General features: G+C 67.7%; 19 protein-coding genes. 8 read left to right on the top strand and 11 right to left on the bottom strand.

What is annotated here, in order from left to right; translation table 11 throughout:
• Window positions 1–10: 10 nt before the first annotated feature.
• From QHG62_RS16625 to QHG62_RS16595, 7 genes are all read left to right on the top strand, one after another.
• Window positions 11–931 (top strand): Gfo/Idh/MocA family protein, encoded by a 921-nt coding sequence (locus QHG62_RS16625; protein ID WP_281146710.1) that lies wholly within the window; start codon window positions 11–13, stop codon window positions 929–931.
• A gap of 38 nt (window positions 932–969) precedes the next feature.
• The gene (locus QHG62_RS16620; protein ID WP_281146709.1) at window positions 970–2,082 is read left to right on the top strand and encodes a DegT/DnrJ/EryC1/StrS family aminotransferase; all 1,113 of its coding nucleotides are present in this window, start codon (window positions 970–972) and stop codon (window positions 2,080–2,082) included.
• A complete protein-coding gene (locus QHG62_RS16615) occupies window positions 2,079–3,617 on the top strand; it encodes a class I adenylate-forming enzyme family protein (protein WP_281146708.1) in 1,539 nt (512 codons plus the stop codon). Before QHG62_RS16620 ends, QHG62_RS16615 begins: the two co-directional genes overlap by 4 nt.
• Window positions 3,598–4,731, top strand: coding sequence for an SLC13 family permease (locus QHG62_RS16610; RefSeq protein ID WP_281146707.1), 1,134 nt, complete (start codon window positions 3,598–3,600; stop codon window positions 4,729–4,731). The genes QHG62_RS16615 and QHG62_RS16610 overlap by 20 nt, the downstream gene beginning before the upstream one ends.
• A gap of 41 nt (window positions 4,732–4,772) precedes the next feature.
• Window positions 4,773–5,489, top strand: coding sequence for an AraC family transcriptional regulator (locus QHG62_RS16605; RefSeq protein ID WP_281146706.1), 717 nt, complete (start codon window positions 4,773–4,775; stop codon window positions 5,487–5,489).
• A gap of 74 nt (window positions 5,490–5,563) precedes the next feature.
• The gene (locus QHG62_RS16600) at window positions 5,564–6,415 is read left to right on the top strand and encodes a DMT family transporter (RefSeq protein ID WP_281146705.1); all 852 of its coding nucleotides are present in this window, start codon (window positions 5,564–5,566) and stop codon (window positions 6,413–6,415) included.
• A 73-nt stretch (window positions 6,416–6,488) separates the two neighbouring features.
• Window positions 6,489–6,812: a hypothetical protein gene (locus tag QHG62_RS16595; RefSeq protein ID WP_157616194.1), complete on the top strand. Its 324-nt coding sequence runs from the start codon at window positions 6,489–6,491 to the stop codon at window positions 6,810–6,812.
• Window positions 6,813–6,818: 6 nt separating this feature from the next.
• Here the strand turns inward: QHG62_RS16595 and QHG62_RS16590 are convergent, their stop codons facing one another.
• The 11 genes from QHG62_RS16590 to QHG62_RS16540 form a co-directional block, all read right to left on the bottom strand.
• Entirely contained in the window at window positions 6,819–7,862 is a 1,044-nt protein-coding gene (locus QHG62_RS16590; RefSeq protein WP_281146704.1) for an NADP-dependent oxidoreductase, read from the bottom strand.
• A 103-nt stretch (window positions 7,863–7,965) separates the two neighbouring features.
• Window positions 7,966–9,318: a HAMP domain-containing sensor histidine kinase gene (locus QHG62_RS16585; protein WP_281146703.1), complete on the bottom strand. Its 1,353-nt coding sequence runs from the start codon at window positions 9,316–9,318 to the stop codon at window positions 7,966–7,968.
• A gap of 38 nt (window positions 9,319–9,356) precedes the next feature.
• Complete coding sequence (locus QHG62_RS16580; protein ID WP_281151683.1) at window positions 9,357–10,073, bottom strand: response regulator transcription factor; 717 nt, start codon at window positions 10,071–10,073, stop codon at window positions 9,357–9,359.
• Window positions 10,074–10,188: 115 nt separating this feature from the next.
• Window positions 10,189–10,683 (bottom strand): DUF4260 domain-containing protein, encoded by a 495-nt coding sequence (locus QHG62_RS16575; RefSeq protein WP_281146702.1) that lies wholly within the window; start codon window positions 10,681–10,683, stop codon window positions 10,189–10,191.
• On the bottom strand, window positions 10,676–11,143 hold the full coding sequence (locus QHG62_RS16570; RefSeq protein ID WP_281146701.1) for a Spy/CpxP family protein refolding chaperone: 468 nt from the start codon (window positions 11,141–11,143) through the stop codon (window positions 10,676–10,678). Before QHG62_RS16570 ends, QHG62_RS16575 begins: the two co-directional genes overlap by 8 nt.
• Before the next feature lie 42 nt (window positions 11,144–11,185).
• The gene (locus tag QHG62_RS16565) at window positions 11,186–11,557 is read right to left on the bottom strand and encodes a DUF4148 domain-containing protein (protein ID WP_281146700.1); all 372 of its coding nucleotides are present in this window, start codon (window positions 11,555–11,557) and stop codon (window positions 11,186–11,188) included.
• A gap of 119 nt (window positions 11,558–11,676) precedes the next feature.
• Window positions 11,677–13,470, bottom strand: coding sequence for a phosphoenolpyruvate--protein phosphotransferase (gene ptsP / locus QHG62_RS16560; protein WP_281146699.1), 1,794 nt, complete (start codon window positions 13,468–13,470; stop codon window positions 11,677–11,679).
• 184 nt (window positions 13,471–13,654) lie between these two features.
• Window positions 13,655–13,924, bottom strand: a complete 270-nt coding sequence (locus QHG62_RS16555; protein ID WP_258502687.1) for an HPr family phosphocarrier protein — start codon at window positions 13,922–13,924, stop codon at window positions 13,655–13,657.
• Entirely contained in the window at window positions 13,893–14,348 is a 456-nt protein-coding gene (locus QHG62_RS16550; RefSeq protein ID WP_281146698.1) for a PTS sugar transporter subunit IIA, read from the bottom strand. Before QHG62_RS16550 ends, QHG62_RS16555 begins: the two co-directional genes overlap by 32 nt.
• Entirely contained in the window at window positions 14,345–15,616 is a 1,272-nt protein-coding gene (locus tag QHG62_RS16545; RefSeq protein WP_281146697.1) for an MFS transporter, read from the bottom strand. The genes QHG62_RS16550 and QHG62_RS16545 overlap by 4 nt, the downstream gene beginning before the upstream one ends.
• The gene (locus QHG62_RS16540) at window positions 15,613–16,158 is read right to left on the bottom strand and encodes a hypothetical protein (protein ID WP_281146696.1); all 546 of its coding nucleotides are present in this window, start codon (window positions 16,156–16,158) and stop codon (window positions 15,613–15,615) included. The genes QHG62_RS16545 and QHG62_RS16540 overlap by 4 nt, the downstream gene beginning before the upstream one ends.
• Window positions 16,159–16,247: 89 nt before the next feature.
• Here QHG62_RS16540 and QHG62_RS16535 point away from each other — a divergent pair, with 89 nt between their 5' ends.
• On the top strand, window positions 16,248–16,745 hold the full coding sequence (locus tag QHG62_RS16535; protein ID WP_281146695.1) for a TlpA disulfide reductase family protein: 498 nt from the start codon (window positions 16,248–16,250) through the stop codon (window positions 16,743–16,745).
• The last annotated feature ends 24 nt before the right edge of the window (window positions 16,746–16,769 follow it).

The following is a 16,769-nucleotide window of genomic DNA, read 5'->3' as shown; positions in this document are numbered from 1 at the left end:
CAGCGCAGAGGTGATCTCCGGCGGCGGCGAAGCCGACGCGGAGGCCGCGCTCGTCGGTGCCGACCTGCCTCATGCGGTCGTCGGCCTGGGGCGTTTCGGCAGCACCCATGCGCGCAAGCTCGGCGGGTTGCCGGGCTTCCAGCTTTGCGCCGTGGTGGACCGCTCTCCTGCAGCCCGACTCGCAGCCGATCTCGCTGCGCTGCCGCTGCTGTCGAACGTCGACGATTTGCCGCCCGGCATCGAGTCGGCCACGGTAGCCACAAACGACGGAACGCACGCGGAAGTCGCAATGGCGCTCATGCGGCGCGGTTGCCATGTACTGGTCGAAAAGCCGCTCTGCATCGACCGGCTGGACGGAGCGCAGATGCTGCGAACGGCGCAGCGGTGCGGCGTCGTCCTGAGCACAGGGCACATCGAACGCTTCAATGCCGCGTTCGATGCAGCCTCGCTGTCATGGATACGCCGCGCTGCCCTCCTCCACCGCGGCAGCACCCACCCCTTCTTGCGATTTCGCCGTTTTTCCTGCCGTGAGGCCAGCGCGGTGGACAGTGTGCTTGACCTGATGGTGCACGACCTGGACCTGCTCGCCTGGCTCTGCGGCATTCCGGCCGATGCGCAGTTGCACTTGATCGGCCGGCAGATCGGCGCGCGCAGCGTCCGTGCCCGCGTGCGCCTTGGCGGCCTGGTCGCGGAGCTGGAAAGCGGCTACGGCAGCATTCTTCCCGCCGCCCGGCTGCAGGTGTGCAGCAGCGGCCGGCAACATGTACTGGACTTGCGCAAGCCCGACAGTACGACGGAGGGCGACGACGATGCACTGGCGCGCCAGTACCGGGATTTTCGCCGCGCCGTTCAGGGCAGTGGCGGACGCATTGCCTCTGGCATTGATGGCCTGGCCGCCGTAGTGCGCGCGTCCCAGGTGCTGCACGCATGAAGATTCCGCTGTTCCGTTCGGCGGCTTGTGCCGAGCCCATGGCCGAACGCCTGGCCGAGGCATGTGCCGCGGTATTGCGAAGTGGCGCCTATGTTCTCGGTCCACAGGTCCGCACGCTCGAGGCCAGGCTGTCTGAACTATTGCTACAACGCCAGGTGGTGGCGGTCAGCTCGGGTTCGGACGCGCTGTTGCTCGCCCTCAAGAGCCTGGGCATCGGCAGCGCGGCGGGTGGACATGCCGAAGACGAAGTCCTGCTTCCTTCCTACACATTCGTCGCCTGCGCCGAGGCAGTGATCGCCGCTGGTGCACGGCCAGTGTTCGTAGACAGCGCGCCCGACGATTTTCTGGTGCCGCTCGCGCATTTCCGCGATGCACGAACGCCGCGCACGCGTGCCATTCTTGCGGTCGGACTGTTTGGCGACCCCACCGGTCTGCCAGAACTAGCCGCGTACTGCCGCGACGAGCAGCTTCAGCTGATAGAGGACGTGGCCCAATGCCTGGGCGCCAACGCTCGCGGCGCCGATGGCCTCTCGCAGCCTGCGGGCACCTGGGGCGATGCAGCGGCGATGAGCTTCTACCCGACCAAGACACTGGGCGCTGCCGGCGACGCAGGAGCCCTTGCATTCAAGCACCCGCACCATGCCGAGAAAGCCCGGCTGCTGCGCAATCACGGGTACCAGGACGGACTTCATACATGCCTGGGCCAGAACAGCCGAATGGACGAACTGCAGGCGTGCCTTCTGCAGGTAGCGCTGGACGATTTTCCTCGCGCCATTGCCCGGCGCCGGGCCATTGCCGCGCACTACTTGGAGGCATGGGCCGGCTGCGCAATGCAATTGCCGCGAGACGCAGAGGGCCATGCCTGGAACTATTTCGTCGTTGTCCTGCACGACCCGCATGAGCGGAATGCGCTGGCGGTCCAACTGGCGACAAAGGGAATTGCCACCCGCGTTTACTATGAACAGCCGCTGCACCTTCACGAGGCGCTGCAGCGCTGGCGAGGCGAGAGCCCATTGCCGCACAGCGAGCGGCTGGCGCGCTGCGCGCTGGCTCTGCCGCTCTATCCGATGCTCGGCGACGAGGAAATCGAATACATCACTCACACCGTACGACACGCAGTCGGCAACGTAAATACACAGAGTCAGACATGAACACGATGCAGGACTTCGGCACCATCCCTGAGTTGATTCACGAGCACGCCACACAGGCGCCTGGCCGCGCGGCGCTGGCCGACTCCGAGCGGAGCCTGGACTACGGCGCGCTCGACGCGCTGATGGACCGCATCGCGGCCAGCCTTCAGCAGGCCGGACTCAAGCCCGGCGACGCCATTGCGGTCTGCGCGGCGTCGTCGGTGAACTATGCAGCGGTGTTCCTCGGCGCCCTGCGCGCCGGCGTTGCGGTCGCGCCGCTCGCGCCCGGCTCCACGCCGGCCAGCCTGGCCCGCATGATCGAGGACGCCGATGCGCGCGTTCTCTTCACCGACGCCGCAGCGGCTGAAGTCATCGGCCCGGCGCGGGAAGGCGGCATTTCGCGCGTGGCGCTCGACGGCTCGGCCGCCGGGCAAAGCCTGGAGAGCTGGCTGGCTCCCGCGGGCACACGGCCCACCCCCGTCGAAACGCAACCGTCCTGGCCCTTCAACATCATCTATTCCTCGGGCACCACCGGCGAGCCCAAGGGCATCGTTCAGGGCCACGGCATGCGCTGGGCCCATGTGCAGCGCGGTGCCAAGTACGAGTACGGCCCGGACACCGTCACGCTGCTGTCGACACCGCTTTATTCGAACACCACGCTGGTGGTGTTCTTCCCCACCATCGCCTTCGGCGGCTGCGTGGTGCTGATGCCGAAGTTCGACGCGCTCGGCTACCTGCAGCTGGCCGAACAGCGCCGCGTGACGCACACCATGCTGGTGCCGGTGCAGTACCAGCGGCTGATGGCGCATCCGCGCTTCGACGCGCACGATCTCTCGTCGTTCCGCTTCAAGTTCAGCACCAGCGCGCCCTTCAATGCCGCGCTCAAGGCCGACGTGCTCAAGCGCTGGCCGGGCGGGCTGATCGAGTTCTACGGCATGACCGAGGGCGGCGGCACCTGCATCCTGGAGGCCCACCTCAACCCCGACAAGCTTCATACCGTGGGCCGCCCGGCCGAAGGCAGCGATATCCGCCTGATCGACGAAGACGGCCATGAAATCCCGCGCGGCAACACCGAGCTGGCCGGCGAGGTGGTGGGGCATTCGGCCGGCATGATGACCGGCTATCACCGCCAGCCCGCCAAGACACGTGAGGCCGAATGGTTCGACGCCACCGGCAAGCGCTTCATCCGCACCGGCGACGTGGGACGCTTCGATGCCGACGGCTTCCTGACGCTGTTCGACCGCAAGAAGGACATGATCATCAGCGGCGGCTTCAACATCTACCCCAGCGATCTCGAAACCGTGGTGCGCGCCCATGCGGCGGTGGCCGATGTGGCCGTGGTGGGCGTGCCTTCCGAGCAATGGGGCGAGACGCCGGTGGCCTTCGTGGTGCGACGCGAGGGCGACGGCACCACCGAAGCCGCACTGCTGCAATGGACCAACGAGCAGCTCGGCAAGACGCAGCGCCTGGCCCGCCTGCATTTCATCGACGAGCTCCCGCGCAGCGCGATCGGCAAGGTGCTCAAGCGCGAGTTGCGTGACCTCGTCGGCCGCTGAAGCCGGGCCGAACCCGTCGGACGAACACGGCGGCGGCGGGAACGGCCTGCTGTGGGTGCTGGTCGCCGTTGCGGTGGCATTCGCCTTCGTGCGTCCGCGCGCGCCGATGGACTGGCTGCGGCTGGTCGACTGGCAAACCGTGGGCGCACTGGCGGGGCTGCTGGCCATTACACAGGGTGTGGAAAAAAGCGGCATGCTGCAGGCCGCCGCACAGCGCCTGCTCGCGCGCACTCACAACCAGCGCAGCCTTGCGCTGCTGCTGACCGCGAGCGCGGCCTTTCTTTCGGCGCTGGTGACCAACGACGTGAGCCTGTTCCTGCTGGTGCCGCTCACGCGGGTGCTCGCCAACCAGGCGCACCTGCCGCTTGCGCGGCTCGTGGTGCTCGAGGCGCTGGCGGTGAATGCGGGCTCTGCGCTCACGCCCATCGGCAATCCGCAGAACCTCTATCTCTGGCACCGCTCGGGCGAGAGCTTCTTCGCCTTCATGGCCATGATGGGGCCGACGATGGCGGTGATGCTGTTCTGGCTCTTCGTGGCCGTGTGGCTGCTGGTGCCGCGCACGCCCATTGCGCTCAAGCCCGAGGCCGAGGCCACACCGGTGCAGCCGCGCCTTCTCGCATTGGCGGGCGTGCTGTTCGTCGGCTTCGTCGTCGCGCTCGACCGCCACTGGCTGCTGGCGGGCCTGGGCGTGGTGTTCGGCGCGTTCCTGGTGGCCTATCCGCGCGTGCTGCGCGGCATCGACTGGGCCCTGCTCGCAATCATCGCGTTGATGTTCGTGGACCTGCGCCAGCTGGCCGAGCTACCCGCCGTGGTGGCCCTGCTGAACCATTGGCCGATTACCGAAGGATGGCGCGCCTACCTTGCCGCCATTGCCGCGTCGCAGCTCATCAGCAACGTGCCGGCTGCCATCCTGCTCGACGGCCATGTGCGCGATCTGCCGGCACTCGCCGCCGGGGTGAGCGTGGGCGGCTTCGGCTGCGTGCTGGGTTCGCTGGCCAACCTGATCGCGCTGCGGCTCGCCCGGGTGCCGCACGGCCTGCGGGAGTTTCACCGCATCAGCATTCCGTTCCTGCTGGTGTGCGCGGCTTCGGCGCTGCTGCTTCGGCTGGGGTGACAGCCGCAGGGCTCGGAACGACAATTCGAGCGAGCTTGTCCATGCAAACACCAGCAACTTGCCCGTCCCCGGAGCCGCACGGCCTTTCGCTGCGCGACTACGGGCCATCGCGCGGCAGCCACGCACACGAACACTTCCAGGTGCTGGTCGGCCTGGCGGGCGTGCTCGAACTCGAAGTGGAAGGCCGCGGAGCGCGCGTCGGCGCCGGCGAGGCGCACGTGGTGGTGCCGGGCGACCGGCACGACTTCGAATCCCGCGGCGGCAGCCGGTGCCTCGTTCTCGATACCCATCAGCCGCAGTGGGCGCGCTGCGCAGGGCGCCTGCCGGCAGATGCATCGCGGCTGCATGCCCTGGCGAACTACCTCGCGCAATGCGCGCAGCATCCGCAGGCGTCCTCCGTCGCGCTGCAGCACGGCCCGGCGCTGCTGCTCGAGGCCTGGGGAGCGGCAGCCCCGGCCCACGGGCGAGGCCGCGCCATCGACTGGACCGCGCTCGCAGCCTGGGCCCGTGCCCACTGGCATGAGCCGCTGGGCGTGGCCGATCTCGCACGCATGGCATGCCTGAGCCCGAGCCAGTTCGCGCAGCGATGCCGCGACGAGCAAGGCATGAGCGCAATGAACTGGCTGCGCACGCTGCGGCTGGCGCATGCGCGCGAACTGCGGCTGGCCGGCGTGGGCGTGGCCGAAACGGCGCGCCGCACGGGCTACCGTTCGCCTTCCGCGCTCACGGCGGCATTGCGCAGGCTCGACGGCCGCTGAGCCGCACCGAAGACCGTCGCTGCGCGACGATTCACCGGCGCTGCGCGCCGACGGCGCCGCTTAAGCTTGGAGCGATGTCTCCAACGCTCCTCGCCCTGGCCGCCATCGCACTATGGGCCACTCTCGCCTCGCTGGGCACAGCGCTTTCGCACCTGCCGCCGTTCCTGCTGACGGGCCTCGCGCTGATCATCGGCAGCATCCCGAGCTGGCCGCTGGTGCTGCGCGACCGCAGCGCCTGGCGCGTGCCGCCGCGCACGCTTGCGCTGGGCATCTACGGCCTGTTCGGCTTTCACTTCCTGCTGTTCATCGCATTGCGGCACGCCCCGCCGGTCGAGGCCAATCTGGTGAACTACCTGTGGCCGCTCTTCATGGTGGTGCTCGCGCCGGTGCTGCTGCCAGGCATGTCGCTGCGGCCGTTGCATGTGGTGGCCGCCTTGCTGGGCTTCGCGGGCGCCGCAATCGCGATTCTCGGGGCTCGCGAAGGCGCCGCTTCCACCTCGGGCACCGCAGGGCAGTACTGGGGCTTTCTGCCGGCGCTGGGCTCGGCTTTCATCTGGGCCAGCTATTCGCTGTGGACGAAGCGCGTGGCGGCCTTCCCCACCTCGGCCATCGGCCTGTTCGGCCTGGTCTCGGGCGTGCTGTCGCTGGCCTGCCACGCGCTACTCGAGGCCTCGGTCGTGCTCTCCGCCAAAGACTGGCTGCTGGTCGCGCTGTGCGGCCTGGGCCCGCTCGGCGCGGCATTCTTTGTCTGGGACATGGCGCTCAAGCGCGGGGATGCGCGGCAGATCGGCATCCTGAGCTACATCACGCCATTGGGCTCCACCGCGCTGCTGCTGGCCGTGACCGGGCGTCCGCTCACCTGGAGCATTGCACTTGCGGCGGGGCTGATCATTTCGGCTGCGGTAATGGGCACGCGCGCGCGCTGAATACGTTCGTGTCCGACGGATTGGCGCCGTTTTTATGGCTAGAGTGGAAGCTCCGGAAAAAAGGAGCCAACCCATGGACAACAAGAACAATAACGAAGACTTCGAGATCACCCCCAAGCTGGTGTTCGACCTGAACCTGGCGCTGTACCTCGACCTGGTGGCCGCGCTCCAGGGTGCGGGCGCCATCACCTACCGGCAGATGGCGGCCCGCGTGCTCAACATCAGCATGGATGCCCGCGCAGACGGCGAGACCGGCCTGTCGACCGTGCTCGAAGGCATTGCCAAGGGCTTTGCCGGCCACGGCGACGGCCTGTCGATCGAAACCCTGAAGGCCGCCCGCGGCCTGCGCGAGGACGAGGCCATGGGCGACATCCCGATGCGGCCCAGCGAGCCCTGAACGCTCTCAGTCTTCAGCCACCTGCAGCACCAGCTTGCCGAAGTTCTCCCCGGCAAACAGCTTGTTGAGCGACTCGGGGAAGGTGTCGAGCCCCTTCACGATGTCTTCCTTGCTCTTCATGCGGCCGTCCTTCAGGTAGCCGGCCATCTCGGCGATGGCGATGTGGAACCGGTCGGCATAGTCGAACACCACAATGCCTTCCATGCGCGCGCGGTTCACCAGGAGGCTCAGGTAGTTCCTGGGGCCGGCGCCCGGCATGCTGTTGGCGTTGTTGTACTGGCTGATGGCACCGCAGATGATCACGCGGGCCTTGCGCGCGAGCCGCGCCAGCACCGCGTCGAGGATTTCTCCGCCCACGTTGTCGAAGTAGATGTCGACGCCCGTCGGGCAATGCGTCTTGAGGCCCTCGCGCACCGCGCCGGCGCCGGCCTTGTAGTCGATGCAGGCGTCGAAACCGAGCTCCTTCACCACCCAGTCGCACTTGGCGGCGCCGCCGGCAATACCGACCACGCGGCAACCCTTGATCTTGGCCAGCTGGCCCACGGTCTGCCCCACGGCGCCGGCCGCGCCGGAAACCACCACGGTTTCGCCCGGCCTGGGCTGGCCCACGTCCATCAGGCCGAAATAGCCGGTCATGCCCGGCATGCCGAGCACGTTGAGCCACTGGGTGATGGTGCCGACATTCAAGTCGATCTTCACGAGGCCGTTGCGCTTGATCTGGTCCTGGGGAATGAGGATGTATTCCTGCACGCCGAGCGTGCCGTAGACCGCCTCTCCCACCGCGAACTGCGGGTTCTTCGAGGCGACCACGCGGCCGACGCCGCCGGCGCGCATCACTTCGTCGATGGCCACGGGTGCGATGTAGCTCTTGGCATCGTTGAGCCAGCCGCGCATGGCCGGGTCGAGCGACAGCGACAGCGTCTTGACCAGCACCCCGCCTTCGGCCGGCTCACCGACGGGTTCGGTGGTGAACTTCCAGTTCTCGCGCGTGGCCGCGCCTTCCGGGCGCTTGGCAAGGCGAACCTGGTGGTTGGTAAGTGGGCTGCTCATGGTGTCTCCTGGATTGACGGGGCGCTGGCACGGAGGCGCATCGTAGCGCCGCACTTCGCGCCTCCTGGTAGCGCAGGCGACACCCGAAAATGCCGCAGGCGAACTAGAGCCGAACCAAGATCTGCAGGCCCGGATGCGCATTGCGCACGGTCAACGTGCCGCCATGCGCCTCGGCAATCAGCCGGCACAGGTACATGCCCAGACCCACGCCGCCCGTGGCCCGGGCCCGCGCCCCGTCGGTGCGGTAGAAGGGCTCGGTCAGGCGTTCGACCTGCGCTTCGTCGACGCCGGGCCCGTAGTCCCGCACCTCGAGTTCGATGCCTTGCACCTTGCCGTCCACCGCTGCGCGCAGCGACACGCATGGCGGCCGGGGCGCACCGGTGCTGTAGCGCAAGGCGTTGTCCAGCAGGTTGCGCACCATCAGGCGAATGCGCATGCGGTCGATGGCATGCGGCGGAAGGCCTTCGGCCAGGTCGAGATGCACGTGCTGCGCGCCCGGCATTTCGGCCACGATGTCGCGCACCAGCAAGGCCAGGTCGACCGGCTCGCGCTGCAATGCCACGTGCGGGCTTGCCAGGCGCTCGCTTTCGAGCAGGTCGCTGATCAGGTCGCGCATCTCGTTCAGGTCGCGCAGCAGCGCCTCGCGCTCGGCGGCTCCCTCGGGCGTGGCCGGCAGCAGCTCGGCATTGAGCCGGGCGCGCGTGAGCGGTGAACGCAGTTCGTGGCTCAGAGCGAGCAGCAGGCCGCGCTTGGCGTCGAGCATGGCCTGGATGTCGTCGGCCATGGTGTTGATGCGCTCCGCAAGGTCGCCAAGGTCGTCGTTGCGGCGAACGGGGATGGGCTGCGTGAACTCGCCGCGGCCGAAGCGCTGCGCGCCCTCGCGGATGTCGATCAACGGCCGCAGCAACCGGCTCACATAGGCATAGCCCAGCACCACGAGCAGCAGCAGCGCGCACAGGGTGGCCCAGCCTGCGGCGCGCGGCGCGAGCTTCCAGAGCTTGGGCGCCCAGCCGAAAATCACGCGGTGGCCGTCGGCCGTGGGGCGGATGAACCACTTGTCGTTCCACGGCTCCTCGTCGCGGTCGTGCATCCAGCCACCGGGGCTGTTGGCACCGCCGGGGTTCGAATCCCAATTGACCTGGGGTCCCACGATTCGGATGGTGATGGGCAGCCGGGCTACCAGCGCCTGGGCGCGCGCAATGTCGGGCGGCGTGCCGATCTCGGCAACAAGCCGGTCGGCATAGTCCACCAGCATCGGCTTGGCGGCCTCGGCCCAGCCAGTGGAGAAGGACTTCTTCATGCCGCCCATGAACACCACGGCCATCACCAACGCGAGCAACACGAACATCATCACGAGCCGGATGCGCAGCGAGCGGCGCCAGCGGCGCTTGCCCTGCACCTTCTCGTGCCACTGCTCATGCCATTGCCTGTGCAGTTCCGCGCGGCGGCATCTCATTTCATGCCACGCGTTGCGCCAACCTCTCCGGCGAGACCTCATGCGGGCTCGCTGCGCGCGACGGCCAGCGCATAGCCGGCGTTGCGAAGCGTCTTGATGCAGTCCAGCGGCTCGAGCTTCTTGCGCAGGCGGCTCACCACGATGTCGACCGCGCGGGTATAGAGCTCGGCTTCATGGCCGCGAAGACGGTTAAGGATGTCGTCGCGGCTGAACACCTTGCCGGGTTCGGCCGCAAGCAGTGCGAGCAGCTCGAACTCGGTGCCGGTCAGCTCCACACGCTCGCCATGGCGAAGCACCTGGCGGCGGTCGAGGTCGATCGACAGGCCGTCGAACACGCGGTGCTGCGTGCTGCTGACATTGCCGTTGCCGTTCCCGTTGGCCATGGCGGGCGTGCTGCGCTGCCGCCGCAGGATGGTCTGCACGCGCGCCACCAGTTCGCGCGGCTCGAAGGGCTTGGGCACATAGTCGTCGGCCCCGAGCTCCAGGCCGACCACGCGGTCCATCACCTCGCCGCGCGCGGTGAGCATCACGATGGGAATGTCACTCTCTTTGCGGATCTCGCGGCACAGCGCAAAGCCGTCCATCTCGGGCAGCATCACGTCGAGAATGGCCGCGTCGTACTGGCCGGCACGCAGCATGGCGAGCCCTTCGCTCGGACGAACGGCGTTCTCGAGCGTGCAGCCGAAGCGTGCAAAGTAGGTGGTCAGCGGCGCGGCGAGGTGTTCGTCGTCGTCGATCAGCAGGATGCGCGGCATGACGGGATTGTGCCTCCTGGCAAACAGCTGGCTGACGATCAGGCCTGCGGGCATCGCACCCCCGCTGGCGTTCGGGTTTTCGCTGCCAGCCGCAGTGCGGGCCATCGTCCGGCCCTCACCACGGGTCGGCCGGCCCGATTCGGCCCAGGTGCGTGGCGCCGAAGCCCGAGCCGTACTTGAGCCCGTAGCCGAGCGCGCGGTCGAGCCCGATGTGCACGCACCAGATCAGGCCACCGGCCACGGCCCATGGCATTGCGGCAAGCGCGCCGAGCACCAGCAATGCAACGGCGCCGGCGTATGAATGCGCCGCGTTGTAGAGCGCCGCGCCCACGCGCGGGCCCGTAAGGTAGCCGAGCATCGAAAGGTCAGGCGCGAGCAGCCACACCGTAAACACGCCCCAGCCCGCGCCGAACTGCGCATAGGCTGCAAGCGCCGCTGCAAGCACGACGACGCCTTCGGCGCGCAGCAGCAGACGCACACCGCCGCCAACGCCCTGTTCGCGAGAGACCGTGGATGCGGCTTCGCCGGACCAGAGCTGCCGCCCCCACGAAGAGGGTTGGCGAAGCGGCACGAAGTGCGCCAGGCCCGGGGGCGAGTCAAGCTCAGCCACGATGGCCCCAGCGGCGGCCGCCGCGGTCCATGAAGTCGCGCACCTTCTGCTGCTGCGCGGCGTTCAGGCTGTCAAAGAAATCAGCGGCGGCGGCGATGATTTCGGGGCTGCCATTGCGCACCGCCGTGGTCTTCTCGTCGACCAGCCGCGCGGCGCCGGCCTGGTCGAGCTTGTTGCCCGCGAACAGCGCCTTGAACTGCGAACGCGGATCGCCCGCACCGCCTGCGCCGCGCATGGCTTCGCGCTGCGCCTGCAGTTTTTCGGCGAGTACGGTGAGCTTCTGCTTTTGCGATGCATCGAGTTCCAGCTTGCTGCCGACACGCTCGACCATCTTGGTGCGGAACTCGGCGCTGTCGCCGCCGCCCCATCCGTGCCGATGGCCGGCGCAGCCGGCCATGCTGCCAGCCACCACCGCAAGGCCGGCAAAACCGAAGAGAGTGCGTTTGATCCAGTGTTTCATGATGTTCCTTGCAGCCCCAGGGGTCTCCTGCGGGCGTGAGTCTTAAAGCTTGTTGCTGTTGCCGGCGGCTGCGGCACGCGCATCGACCGGGTTCTGCATCGTGGAGATGACCTTGCTGTTCACACGCGAGCCCGAGGTCACGTTCTGGTCGGGTGCGGCGGCGGTGCGCATCGCTTCGAAGACAACGCCGGCGCGGTCCCTCGACGTGGCCATGGTCTCGGCGCCGCGCGAGCCGCGCACCACGTTCTGGTCGGGGGCGGATGCCGTGCGCACGGCTTCGGCGTTGACTTCGGCGCGGCTCTTGGCCGAGGCGAGCGGCTGGACGCCTTCGTAGGTTTCAGCCTTGGCGCCGGCCGCGGCGAGCAAAGCGAACGAGCCGACGGCGACGATCTGGGTGAGGGAGAGAGCTTTCATGATCAGGCCTTTCTGTTTGTGGAAGAGGAGACCTGATGGTGCTTGCCGCGGCGCAGCAAGTCCTTTCACCGCCGTTTCGGCGTGTTTCGTTATGTTTCGCCCGCCCCCCTGCGCGCGGCTCAGCCTGCCAAAGCGGCTGCCGGGTCGTCCGACTCGAGCACGCCCTGCGCCCAGGCTTCGAGCTTGCCGGTGTCGGCGCGCAGCACTTCCTGCTTGACGGCAAGGATGCGCGAGGGATGCATCGAGAAGCTGCGCAGCCCGAGGCCGAGCAAGAGGCGCGTGAAGGCCACGTCGCCCGCCATTTCGCCGCACACGGCCACGCCCTTGCCCTGGCGGCGGCATTCGGCAATGGTGTCGGCCACGAGCTTCAGCACCGCCGGGTGGGCTGGGTCGTAGAGATGGGCCACGGCCTCGTCGGCGCGGTCGATGGCCAGCGTGTACTGGATCAGGTCGTTGGTGCCGATCGACAGGAAGTCGAAGTACTTGAGAAAGGTCTTGAGCGTGAGCGCCGCGGCCGGAATCTCGATCATGGCGCCGAGCTTCACCTTGCCGTATACGGCACCGCGGTTGTCGAGCTCGGTGCGCGCAAACTCGATCAGCGAGAGCGTCTGGCGAATCTCGCTGGCGTGCGCGAGCATGGGAATCAGCAGGTGGATTTCGCCGTGCGCTGCCGCACGCAGGATGGCGCGCAGCTGCGTGAGGAACATGGCCGGATCGGCCAGGCTCCAGCGAATGGCGCGCAAGCCGAGCGCGGGGTTCAGGTGCTCCTGCTTGATGCCCGCCTTGCCGTCGAGCGGCTTGTCGGCGCCCACGTCGATGGTGCGGATGGTGACGGGCATGCCCTGCATGCCCTCCACCGCGCGCTTGTAGGCCTGGTACTGCTCTTCTTCGTCGGGCAGCCGGGTCTGGCGCTGCGACTCGCGGCCCATGAAGAGGAACTCGCTGCGAAACAGCCCGACGCCGACAGCGCCGGCTTTCATGGCGCCGACGGTGTCCTCGGGCATTTCGATGTTGGCGAGCAGTTCGACTCGCTGCCCATCGAGAGTGACTGCGGGCTTGTGGCGCAGGCGTGCGAGCCGGCCGCGCTCAAGGTCACCCTGGCGCTGCTTGAAGCCGTACTCCGCAAGAATGATGGGCGAGGGATCGACGATCACCACGCCGGCGTCGCCGTCGATGATCACCCAGTCGTCCTGGCGCACCAGCTGGCTTGCAGTGCGCGCGCCCACCACGGCCGGAATGTCCATGCTGCGCGCGACGATGGCGGTGTGCGAGGTGCGCCCGCCCACGTCGGTCACAAAGCCTGCGAACACGCTCTTCTTGAACTGGAGCATGTCGGCCGGGGACAGGTCGTGCGCAATCAGCACCAGCGGCGCATCGATGCCGTCGCCGGCGGTGGGGTCGTCCTCGTCTTCGGCGGCGGGGCGCTTGCGGCGCGGTGGGCTCGGCGCGAGTACTGCGGCCGTGCCTTTCATTCGATGCAGCAGCCGCTCGACCACCTGCTCCAGGTCGGCCTTGCGCTCGCGCAGGTACTCGTCCTCCATCTCGTCGAATTGGCGGGCGATGATTTCAAGCTGCGTGGTCAGCGCCCATTCGGCGTTGTAGAGACGGTCGGTAATCCAGTGCTTCACGCCACCGGTGAGCGCCTCGTCCTGCAGCAGCATCTGGTGCACTTCGAGCAGGGCCGCAAGCTCGTGCGGCGCGTCATTGGGGCCCATCTGCGCGACGCTGGTCTGCAGCTTGGCGAGCTCGTCGGCCACCGCGTTGCGCGCCGTGCGGACGCGATCGATTTCGGTCTCGATCTCTTCGGGCTTGATGAAGTAGTGGGCCACGTCGATGCGGCTCGACACCACCAGCACTGCGCGGCCAATGGCTATGCCACGGGCGACGGGAAGGCCGTGGACTGCGAAGGTCATGGGAGCTGGCCGAAGGTTACCGGCCGCCGCCGGGCCGCCCCAAGGCGGCCGAGCCCCTCAGGGGCAGCGGCGACGCGCAGTGTGGAGCGTGGGGACCACATCGGCCGCCGCCGGGCCGCCCCAAGGCGGCCGAGCCCCCTCGGGGGGCAGCGACGACACGCAGTGCGGAGCGTGGGGGCCACATTCACTCGCCTTCGCCGAATTTGTCGTTCATTAGTTGAACGATGGCGTCCATCGCTTCTTCTTCCTGCTGGCCGTTCGTTTCGAGCTCGACCGTGGAGCCCAGCCCGGCGGCAAGCATCATGACGCCCATGATGCTCTTGGCATTGATGCGGCGGTCGCCGCGCGAGAGCCACACTTCGCAGGGAAAGCTGCCTGCGAGTTTGGTGAGCTTGGCCGATGCGCGCGCATGCAAGCCCAGCTTATTGCTGATGGTCACGGATTTCTTGATCACTGTGCTTTCTCTTCGCCTGGTTCTGGGGTGCGGCCACGGCCACCTGCATGACTCCGGCCGTGCCGCCCGCAATGGCGCGCTGCACCAGCGTGTCGAGCGGCTCGTGGCGGTAGGTTACCGCCCGCAGCAGCATCGGCAGGTTGACGCCCGCCACCAGCCGCGAGCGGACGCCGTCCACCAGCTTCTGGGCCACATTGCACGGCGTTGCGCCGAACACGTCGGCCAGCACGAGCACCTGCGAGCGCGGTGCGATGAGCTGCTGCTCGAGCGTGATGCGGGCTGCGGCCAGCGTTTCTTCCGGCGACACGTTGGGCAGCACGTCGAGCGCGACCACTGCCTGCTCGCAATCCGGGAACACATGCAGCGCGCACCGCCGCAGCGCCTGCGCGAACGGTGAGTGGGCGATGATGAGAATGCTGTTCATGCGGGTCGAGGGACTACGCGCCGATTATGCGGGGGCGCCCAAAGGAAGTAGGTATACGACATAACGCAGCAGGCCAGGAAAACGGCCAAGGCCGCGCGAAAGGACCCGACGGTGTCGAGCCCCGCACGCGCAAACAGGTCGATCAGCAGGCCGATACCCCACTGCACGACGAATACACCCGCAAAAACCACCAGGTTGTAGGCCGACAGCGCACGCCCGGCGAGGGCAGGCGGCAAGGCAAGCGCCACCGCGGGCTGGGCCAGCGTGACCACGGTGGAGATACACAGAAAGCAGATCCAGGCGACGGTTCCCGCAGCCGGACCTGCTACCAAAATGAGAGCAAGCGCGAGCATCGCGAGCGGCATGCCCCAACACAAGAGCCGGGTGGCCGGAATGCCGCGATGCGCGAGCTTGGGATTGGTCACGCCCCAGAGCCAGTAAGTAGCCAGCAGGGCGATGCTGATCCAGAACAGGGCGCCGGCCGCCTGCTGCGGCGTGTAGCCTGCCACGCGGGTGAGCCAGGGGACCACCCAGAGCGTCTGCATCGCGACGAAGCCGCCGTAGTTGAAGAAGCCGACCGGCGCGAGCTTGCGAAAGAAGGGGTCGCGCCACACGGCAGCGTAGCCGCCCGGTTTCTGTTCGCCGCTGCCGTTATCTGTTTCTTGGCCGCGATGCCACGCAGGTGCAGCCCACGCAATCAGCGCCATGGAAACCAGCACGCCCGCCGCCAGCAGCCAGAACAGCGGCCGCCAGCCCAGGAGCGGCATCAGCCATTGCACCGGCAGAGTGGCGCCGACGAGGCCGAAGGAGCCCACCATCAGCATCCACGAGTTGCTGCGCAACTGCATCGGCGGGGTCAACCAGCGCCGGTAGCCGGTGAGCGGCGCCATGAGGCAGGCACTGACGCCCACACCGGTCAGCACGCGAGCGGCAAGCAGGAGCGTAAAACTCGTCGCCGCAGAGAACAGCAGGCACCCGATGACGGCGACAGAAAGGAAAGAGACGATGACCCGCTTCGGGCCGTAGCGGTCGAGCCAGGTGCCCATGGGCAACTGCGTGAACGCAAAACCCAGGAAGTAGCCTCCCGCGAGCAGACCGAGGTCGCGCGATTCGAGGTCGAACTCGGCAGTGAGGGTCGGCGACAGCGTGGCCGTGATGGCGCGCACCAGCGTCGAGAAAAAGTAGGCGACGGCAAAGGCCAGGAAAACGGCGGCAATCCGCTTCCGCCCGGCGAGCAGGCCGCCGGTCGAGGTACTTGCGGCGTTCACGGAAGACGCAGGCCGTCGAAGAAGGTTTTCGCTGCGTCGGGCGCCGAAGGCCGGCCGAGCACCGTGGCCTGGTAGAGAGACACGCGGCCGTCCCTTTGCGATTGGGCAAACCAAAGGACCTGCACGGTCGCAGCGCCTTGCTGCTCCGGCTGCGCGTCGAGCTTTACCGGTGCGGGCGCCGCAGTGGCACGTTTCAGCGTTGCCGGTGCTTCCGTCACCTGCGCATTGCCGAGCTGGTTCCGGGTGGCTGCGCGCCAGGCACGGAGCCAGGCCTCGGCCTGTTCGGGGCTGCCGGCGGATGCGTGGGCAATGGCAAAGGTCGCACCGCCCGCCTCGCAGCCCGCCATATCGACCTTCACGGACTCGGCGCCGAGCGGCAGGGCGCGGTCGGCGCGGTCGGGTTTGCAGGGAAGCATGGCGACCAGGCCGGCATCGGCAATCGGCGTCTCGCGCCAGTTGAAGGTGGGGCTGCAGGCGGCAAGCGCAACGGCGGCGGTGGCTGCGGACAGCGCAGGCCAGGAGCGAGGAACAAGCGAGAGCATCGGAGAAGCATTATCGAGCGACCGTGGCATGCGCCAGCGCAATCCGGCCGGCGGAACTAAAATCACGCCGCCCTCCTCTTTCAGTTGCCATGAAAAAATACATCGCCGCCGCAGCAGTCGTCCTTGCAATGGCCGCCGGCGTGGGCGTGTACTTCGGTTCCGGCGCCACGGCGGCACCGGCATCGACCTTCGTGCTGCTCGACGGCAGCAAGAAAAGCACCGACGACCTGAAGGGCAAGGTCACCCTGGTCAACTTCTGGGCCACGAGCTGCGTGACCTGCGTGGCCGAAATGCCGAAGGTCATTGCAACCTACGACAAGTACAAGTCGAAGGGCTACGACACGCTGGCCGTGGCCATGAGCTACGACCCGCCGAGCTATGTCGTCAACTTTGCCGAAACGCGCAAGCTGCCGTTCAAGGTGGCCATCGACAACACCGGCAGCGTGGCGCAGGCCTGGGGAGACGTGAAGCTCACGCCCACCACCTACCTGGTCAACAAGAAGGGCGAGATCGTGAAGCGCTACGTGGGCGAGCCCGATTTCGCAGAGCTCCACAAACTGATCGAAAAGCTGCTCGCCGAGGCCTGAACCCCGGCTCGCTGCGTCTTTTTC

This window comes from Variovorax paradoxus, assembly GCF_029919115.1.
Lineage (GTDB): Bacteria > Pseudomonadota > Gammaproteobacteria > Burkholderiales > Burkholderiaceae_C > Variovorax > Variovorax paradoxus_O.
This window is presented reverse-complemented; position numbering and strand designations above follow the sequence as displayed.